9 protein-coding genes, 2 pseudogenes and 1 riboswitch are annotated in these 7,358 nt (G+C 61.0%); of the genes and pseudogenes, 10 read left to right on the top strand and 1 reads right to left on the bottom strand.

The annotated features are described in order from the left end of the window. The 10 genes and pseudogenes from P2T65_RS21035 to P2T65_RS20990 form a co-directional block, all read left to right on the top strand. Positions 1-128: pseudogene (locus P2T65_RS21035) on the top strand (IS5/IS1182 family transposase); the annotation flags it as partial. 569 nt (positions 129-697) lie between these two features. Further along, positions 698-760: riboswitch (Fluoride riboswitch) on the top strand. Between the two features lie 119 nt (positions 761-879). After that, positions 880-2,046: a cation:proton antiporter gene (locus P2T65_RS21030; RefSeq protein ID WP_055457751.1), complete on the top strand. Its 1,167-nt coding sequence runs from the start codon at positions 880-882 to the stop codon at positions 2,044-2,046. A 1-nt stretch (position 2,047) separates the two neighbouring features. Further along, a complete protein-coding gene (locus P2T65_RS21025; RefSeq protein WP_063186960.1) occupies positions 2,048-2,467 on the top strand; it encodes a universal stress protein in 420 nt (139 codons plus the stop codon). Between the two features lie 14 nt (positions 2,468-2,481). Continuing rightward, on the top strand, positions 2,482-3,828 hold the full coding sequence (locus tag P2T65_RS21020; protein ID WP_276200686.1) for a DNA mismatch repair protein MutS: 1,347 nt from the start codon (positions 2,482-2,484) through the stop codon (positions 3,826-3,828). Continuing rightward, positions 3,825-4,118, top strand: coding sequence for a hypothetical protein (locus tag P2T65_RS21015; RefSeq protein ID WP_276200685.1), 294 nt, complete (start codon positions 3,825-3,827; stop codon positions 4,116-4,118). The genes P2T65_RS21020 and P2T65_RS21015 overlap by 4 nt, the downstream gene beginning before the upstream one ends. After that, positions 4,115-5,692 carry a DNA mismatch repair protein MutS gene (locus P2T65_RS21010; RefSeq protein WP_276200684.1) on the top strand — a complete coding sequence of 526 codons (1,578 nt, stop codon included), beginning with the start codon at positions 4,115-4,117 and terminating at the stop codon, positions 5,690-5,692. Before P2T65_RS21015 ends, P2T65_RS21010 begins: the two co-directional genes overlap by 4 nt. Then, positions 5,649-5,954: a hypothetical protein gene (locus tag P2T65_RS21005; RefSeq protein ID WP_276200683.1), complete on the top strand. Its 306-nt coding sequence runs from the start codon at positions 5,649-5,651 to the stop codon at positions 5,952-5,954. Before P2T65_RS21010 ends, P2T65_RS21005 begins: the two co-directional genes overlap by 44 nt. 5 nt (positions 5,955-5,959) lie before the next feature. Next, on the top strand, positions 5,960-6,367 hold the full coding sequence (gene crcB / locus P2T65_RS21000) for a fluoride efflux transporter CrcB (protein ID WP_055457755.1): 408 nt from the start codon (positions 5,960-5,962) through the stop codon (positions 6,365-6,367). Next, positions 6,364-6,894: a fluoride efflux transporter CrcB gene (gene crcB / locus P2T65_RS20995; RefSeq protein ID WP_082464671.1), complete on the top strand. Its 531-nt coding sequence runs from the start codon at positions 6,364-6,366 to the stop codon at positions 6,892-6,894. The genes crcB (P2T65_RS21000) and crcB (P2T65_RS20995) overlap by 4 nt, the downstream gene beginning before the upstream one ends. 1 nt (position 6,895) lies before the next feature. Further along, positions 6,896-7,234, top strand: a complete 339-nt coding sequence (locus P2T65_RS20990; protein WP_276200682.1) for a DUF190 domain-containing protein — start codon at positions 6,896-6,898, stop codon at positions 7,232-7,234. Here P2T65_RS20990 and P2T65_RS20985 read toward each other — a convergent pair. Further along, a pseudogene (locus tag P2T65_RS20985) lies at positions 7,231-7,358 on the bottom strand (IS5/IS1182 family transposase); the annotation flags it as partial. The gene P2T65_RS20990 and the pseudogene P2T65_RS20985 sit on opposite strands and share 4 nt — an antisense overlap.

The following is a 7,358-nucleotide window of genomic DNA, read 5'->3' as shown; positions in this document are numbered from 1 at the left end:
TCTTCAACAAGATCAAACACTTCCGCCGTATCGCCACCCGCTTCGACAAGACGGCGGAAAACTTCCTCGCCGCCGTGAAGCTCGCGTCCATCCGCATCTGGCTACGCGGTTATGAGTCTACGGCCTAGCTCTTACGCCGCAGTTACTACAGCGCGTATGCGAGGGGAGACCTCGTGAAGCAAATCTATCAACTCGCGGAGGAGTGATCTAGACCATATGTTCGCGTCGATTGACGATTTCCGCGCGTTAGATTCCGTTCCTAGGTGTCGTTTTGGAGGGCTATAACGTAGACGTAGTTCTCTGTTTCATCGGCTTCGGCCCGCCATTTCTACCCCGTCGAACGTTCTCCGCACGCGGACGCGGCGCTGAAACGCCAAGGAACCGCGTGGTCCGGGCGCTGACCTGTGTGGACTGCAAACCCGGCAGAGTCGGCTCCGAGCGTTCTCTCTCGGCCGCTTTTCTCTCGACCTCTGGACTGAACCAGCAAGGGCACGGATTCGTAATCCCTTGAAACGATGAGCTGTTTCGACCCTCCCGCTTGTGAACTGAGAAGCGGCTGCGCTTCATGCCTGGTCCTTTCAAAGGCCCAGAACGAACTTCGATCCGGATTAGATCGCAGGAGCAAGGTCAGGCGTTGGACTGCGCTTCTTTTGGACCGCGAGGGACTTGTCCCGTGTGGGTCAAAACATTATTTTACCGAGGTGATGGGGATGGAGTCCCCCTGAAACCGCCTGAGAGGGCTGATGACTCCTGCCGCGTGGAGACATGTGGTGGGAGTCGCTCGAGGAAGCGACCCGCCAAAATGGCGGGTTTTTTGCTGCCCCGTTTCCATGCGCATGACCGAAACAACCCGGCTGCCGGCCGGATCGGAGGTATGCGATGGAAAACGTTTGGCTGGTTTCGGCGGTCTGGCTGGGGCTCGCGCTGCTTGCCTCGGTCATCTCGATCCGCGTCGCCATGTCGGTGGCGCTCGTCGAGATCATGGTCGGGGCGCTCGCCGGCAACACGATCGGGCTGCAACTCACCGAATGGGTGAACTTCCTCGCCGGGTTCGGCGCAATCCTGCTCACCTTCCTGGCCGGAACCGAGATCGACGGCCGCGTCATCCGAATGCATTTCTGGTCGAGCATGTCGATTGGCGTTGTCGGCTTCCTGGCGCCCTATCTCGGTGTGCTGGTCTATGCCCGCTACGGCATAGACTGGACCTGGCCTCAGGCGCAGATCGCGGGGATTTCGCTTTCCACCACCTCGGTTGCCGTCGTCTACGCCGTGATGGTCGAGACCGGCTTCAACAAGACCGAAATCGGTAAGGTCATCCTCGCCGCCTGTTTCATCAACGATCTCGGCACGGTGCTGGCGCTTGGCGTCGTCTTTGCCCATTTCGACTGGTGGCTGGCACTGTTCGGGGCCGTCACCGCAGCCGCCTTGTGGATGCTGCCGCGCTTCGCGCCGTGGTTCTTCACCAGGGTCGGCCACCGGGTCAGCGAACCCGAGACCAAGTTCATCTCGCTGGTGCTGCTCGGCCTCGGCGGGCTGGCCTCGATCGCCGGCAGCGAAGCCGTGCTCCCGGCTTATCTGGTCGGCATGGCCCTGGCTCCAGCCTTCCTCGCCGATCCGGAACTGCCGCACCGCATGCGCATCATCGCCTTCACCATCCTGACGCCGTTCTACTTCCTGAAGGCCGGATCGCTGGTCGACTTCCAGGCGGTCCTGGCGGCGGCCGGGCTCATCGTCGTCTTCCTCGCGATCAAGATGGTCACCAAGTTCGTCGGCATACTGCCGCTCACTCACGCCTTCCGGTTCGAGCGGCGCGAGGGGATGTACACGACGCTGCTGATGTCGACCGGACTGACTTTCGGCACGATCTCGGCACTCTTCGGCCTCACTAACGGCATCATCGACCAGCGCCAGTACACGATCCTGGTGACCGCCGTCATCGGCAGCGCGGTCGTGCCGACGCTGATCGCGCAGCGCTGGTTCCAGCCGGCGTTCAAGCCCATCGAGGGCGATTTCGCGCCGGGAAAGCCGTCACGGAAGGAGGCCTGAGATGTACGAGAAGATCCTGATCGCCAACGACGGCTCGGAAGGCGGCACCCGGGCGCTCGCCTATGCCATCAAGCTGGCCCATCGCCTCAAGGCCCACCTGCACATGATCTGTGTGGAGGAACTGCCGCGTCTTCCCACCACGATCGACGAGGTGGTGGAAGACAAGCTCGATGAGAACCATCGGTTCGAGCCGGTGATCGCGCAGGCGCAGTTCCAGGCCAGGAGCGCGCATGTGAAAATCGAGACGCATGTCGTCGCCGGCCATGCCGTGCCGACCATCATCGACTTTGTCGAGCGTGGTCGATTCGACCTGCTCGTTGTCGGCTACATGGGCCATTCCGCTCTTTATAACCGGCTGATCGGCAGCACCACCGACCGCCTGGTGGAACTCGCGCCGTGCCACGTCTTGGTGATCAAGTGACAGGAGGCGGAGACATGCCGGGACGAGCTGTCAAAGCCGAGCGACAACGGCGACCTCCTGTTGCAGATCGGGCGGCAGAGGCGTCGACCGCATCGGTCCTGCAAGCCGTTGAGGCACATGAGCCCGCACCGGAGGATTTCACGAGCATCCTCGGCGGCATGCCCAAGACGCAGGCCGATGCGCCTGAGTTTTTCGTGGACCTCAACCTTGACCAGATCGTCGATGCCGTGACTGCGGGCCGCGCCGAATACGACCTGAAGCCCTTCTTCCATGTCTCGCTGCACGATGCGGACGCCGTCCGCTTCCGACACGAGGTGTTCCAGGATCTGGAGGACACAGGTGTTTTCGAGCACATCGTCGATTTCGCCAACCGGATGCGGCAGATGCGCAAGCAGCTCGAAACCGCGGAAAAGCTCCGCTACCGATATCAGAAGGAGAGGCTGTTCCTGGATGCAGCCTCCACGTATTGCGAGGCAGTCTCCATCCTGCTCGACAATCTTTCCGACGCAAAACTCCATTCGCGTGGTTTCAGGGCCTTTCGCAACTTCCTCGAAGGTCATATCGGCTCAAACGACTTCATCGCACTGAAGGACAAGATCGCGAAGCTTTACGATAGCCTCTCTGCCGTCCACTACTGCATGCACATCAAGGGCGGTCGGATCAGCGTGCGTAAGGCGGCAGCCGAGATCGACTACAGCGCGGAGGTGGAAAGGTCATTCGAAAAATTCCGGCGCGGCGCCGTCGAAAGCCATCTCTGCGACATTCCAGACTATCTGGAGATGAACCACATCGAGGCCGCCGTCGTGGACATGGTGGCCAAGCTTTATCCGGAGACGTTCGACGCGCTAGACACCTTCTTCCAGAAGCATCCGGACTTCGCCGATTCGAGGATCATAGGCTTTGACCGCGAGGTGCAGTTCTACCTCTCCTGGATAGAGTATATACGGCGGTTCGCTACCGCCGAACTCCCCTTCTGCTATCCTGACGTTTCGCCGAGCGATAAGGCCATCCACAGCATTGAGAGCTTTGACCTCGCCCTGGCTGCCAAGCTCCTGACGGAGAAGGCGCCGATCGTCTGCAACGATTTTCTCCTGAAGGGTCCCGAGCGCATCTTCGTGGTGACGGGCCCAAACCAGGGCGGCAAGACCACCTTTGCCCGCATGTTCGGACAGCTTCATTTCCTGGCGAGCCTTGGCTGTCCGGTTCCGGGCAAGGAAGCGCGGCTGTTTCTGTTCGATCGGCTTTTCACGCATTTGAGAAGGAGGAGGACGTCGCCAACCTGCGCGGCAAGCTGGAGGATGACCTCATCCGCATCCATCAGGTGCTTGAGCAGGCCACACCGGGAAGCGTCGTTATCATGAACGAGATATTCACCTCGACCACGCTGCACGACGCGCTGTTCCTCGGTCGGAAGGTGATGGAAAGGATCATGGCGCTCGACCTCATCGCGGTCTGCGTCACCTTCGTCGACGAGCTTGCCTCGCTCAGCGACAAGACCGTGAGCCTTACGAGCATGGTCGACCCGGACAATCCTGCACGGCGTACTTTCAAGGTCATCAGACGCCCCGCTGACGGCCGCTCGCACGCGATGGCGATCGCCCGGCTGCACGGCCTGGCCTATGCCGATCTCAAGGAGCGGCTGAAGCCATGAAGCCGCTGCTGATGTATCGCGACCGCGATTTCGATGCGGAGGCTGCGCTGCCGTGGAACGCCGAGATGCTGATCCAGGATCTCGGTCTCATAGCCGTGTTCGAGGCAATGGCGGGCAAGGACGACTTGCTGCGCGACGTCGCCAAGCGGGCGACATTGTGCCCCCTCAGCGAGCCGGAAGCGATCCTCTACCGTCAGGCCGTCCTCAAGGATTGTCTCGAAAATCCCGCGGTCGTCCGTGATCTCTACGACCTCGCCGTGAAGGTCCTCGGAGGCGAGAAAAAGATCGGGGGCTTTTTCCTTCGATATCCTGGATCGATTCTGAGCCGGTCCGTGCAAGTTCTTGAGTTCTTCGTTGGCGCGCTGCGGCGGCTGCGGGTGGTTGCCGACACGCGATCCGAAAACTTCGCGTCGGAAGGCTTCAGGACGTTCTTCCGCGTACTGCGCGAGGAGTTGAGCGATGACTACTTCGCGGAGATCCAGGGTCATCTCAACGAGTTGAAGCTGCGGGACGGCGTCCTCCTCAGCGCGGAACTGGGACACGGCAACAAGAGCACCAACCTGGTCCTCCGCAAGCCGAAGGAAACTGAGCGCAGCTGGTGGAGACGATTGTTCGCCGAACGGCCACCGACCTTCAGCTATACCCTGCACCCGCGTGACGAGGCCGGGGCAAGGGCGCTGTCGGAGTTGCAGGACAGGGGCATCAACCTTGTCGCCAACGCGCTCGCGCAGTCGAACGACCACATCCTGAGCTTCTTCCGCCAGCTCCGCGCGGAACTCGCCTTCTATGTCGCCTGCCTGAATCTGCGCGAACGCCTGACGGAGATGCACGAGCCGATCTGCTTTCCCGTCCCCGAGCCGCTGGGCTCTCGGCGGCATTCCTTCTCGGAGCTTTATGACATCGGCCTCGCTCTCAATATGGATCGCAAGGCGGTCGGGAACGATGCCGACGCCGACGGCAAGTGCCTCGTCGTCATCACTGGCGCGAACCAGGGCGGCAAATCCACCTTCCTGCGCAGCATCGGGCTTGCACAACTGATGCTGCAGGCCGGGATGTTCGTGCCGGCCGTGGCCTTCCAGGCCAGCATCTTCAGCCAGGTAGTCACGCATTTCAAACGTGAGGAAGACGTCACAATGCGGAGCGGCAAGCTCGACGAGGAACTGCTCCGCATGAGTGAGATTGCCGATCGCCTGGAGCCCGGCGCGATGGTTCTGTTCAACGAGTCGTTCGCCGCGACCAACGAAAGGGAAGGCTCAGAGATCGCCATTCAGATCGTCGACGCTCTGGTCGAGCAAGGCTACACGGTTTTCTTCGTAACGCATCTCTACGAGTTCGCCCACGGCCTTTTCGACCGCAAGATGCCACAGGCCTTGTTTCTGCGGGCCGAGCGCGGGGCCGACGGCACGCGGACCTTCAGGCTGAAAGAGGGAGAACCCTTGCAGACAAGCTTTGGCAAGGACCTTTACGACAGGATTTTCAAAGATCCATACATTCAGGGAACGTTGCAGACTTCACTCAACGGAGGCAGCCATGAACGCGGAGCCGCGCCCGATCGGCATAATTCGGCTCCATAAAAGGTGGGCGGACGGATATACACCTATTTCGCAGGTCCTCATCCTGCTGCTCTCTGGGGGCGCCTACATCCTGTCCCAGCACACCGGCCTTGGCGCGCCGGAGCGGATAGGGGCATTCATCCTGTTCACAGCGATCATTCTCGCAACCGTTTTCTGGCAAGCGGTGGGGCACGGCATTGTGCGGGCGCCCATGATCATGCGCGGCATCGATCTTGTATCAGCCGCGACTTCCGCAAACCGTCCCTCTGGCCGCTCGCAGTAAGTTCGATGCAGGATTTTCTTCTTGGGATGATCTGGGTTGCGCTCGGCAGCGCCTTGGGTGGAACGGCCAGGTATTTCGTTTCAGGCGTCGTGGGGCGGCATATCGGTGAGACCTTTCCCTGGGGCACGCTAACGGTCAATGTTACCGGGGCTTTCACGATCGGACTGTTCGCCGGCTTGGCAAGCGCGCATAGCCTCTTCTCGTCCGGAGCGCCCTTGCAGTTCATGGTCGTCGGCTTTCTCGGCAGCTACACCACCGTCTCTTCCTTCAGCCTGCAGACCCTGGCGCTTGCGCGCGACGGCGAGTTCCCCCGCGCGATCGGTAATGTCGCCGCCTCACTTGCCCTGTGCCTGACTGCCGTCGCGCTCGGCTACGCGATAGGCTCGGCGGTGCTTGGGAGCGTTGTGTCATGACCGAGCAGGAGACCACCGTCGCAGCGAGAAGCCGAACCGGCCGAGAAGAACGGCCGCGAGCCGATCAAACCAGGTTACCCCGGCGCAAGGCGGCGCTGCGCGCCCGCTGGCGAAAGATTCGCGGACCGTTGTCGCTCTACCTGGCGGTTGCCGCGGGGTCAGTATGCGGCGGCGTGTTGAGAGCAAGTACTTCCGCCGTCGTCCAGCAGATCGGCGACGCCGGTTTTCCGCTCGGCACGCTGTTCGTCAATGTCGTCGGCTCCTTCATCATCGGATTCTATGCCACGCTGACCGGGCCCGATGGCCGGTCTTTCGTGAGCGTCCGCCAGCGACAGTTCGTGATGACCGGCATCTGCGGCGGCTTCACCACCTTCTCCGTCTTCAGCTTGGAAACGTTTCGACTGGTCCAAGCGGACAGGCTCCTGGCTGCAGGCGCGAATGTCGGAATCTCAGTATTGGCCTGGCTCGCCGCTGTCTGGCTGGGACATGCCATCGCTTCCCGCATTAACCGCATTGGAGGAAACTGACGTGCAGGTACCGAAGAACGCGCTGCTCCTGCGCATCTTCTTAGGAGAGAGCGACCGGGATGACGGTCACCCGCTCTACGAGTCCATTGTGCTGAAGGCGCGCGAGATGCATCTCGCGGGAGCAACCGTGCTGCGCGGTCCGATGGGTTTCGGAAAATCGAGCCGCCTTCACACCACAAAGATACTTCGGCTTTCGGAGGATCTGCCCCTGGTAATCGAAATCGTCGACAGCGAAGACAAGATCAATTCCTTCCTGCCGGTGCTCGAAACCATCATGACCAGCGGGTTGGTTACGCTGGAAAAGGTGCAGGTCCTGCAATATGGGGCCGTATCCAGCTAGGCCGTAGACTCATAACCGCGTAGCCAGATGCGGATGGACGCGAGCTTCACGGCGGCGAGGAAGTTTTCCGCCGTCTTGTCGAAGCGGGTGGCGATACGGCGGAAGTGTTTGATCTTGTTGAAGA

Origin of the sequence: Chelatococcus sp. XZ-Ab1 (assembly GCF_029309855.1) — a bacterium.
Lineage (GTDB): Bacteria > Pseudomonadota > Alphaproteobacteria > Rhizobiales > Beijerinckiaceae > Chelatococcus_A > Chelatococcus_A sambhunathii.
Note: the sequence above shows the minus strand (reverse complement) of the source record. Positions and strands in the feature narration are given on the sequence as shown.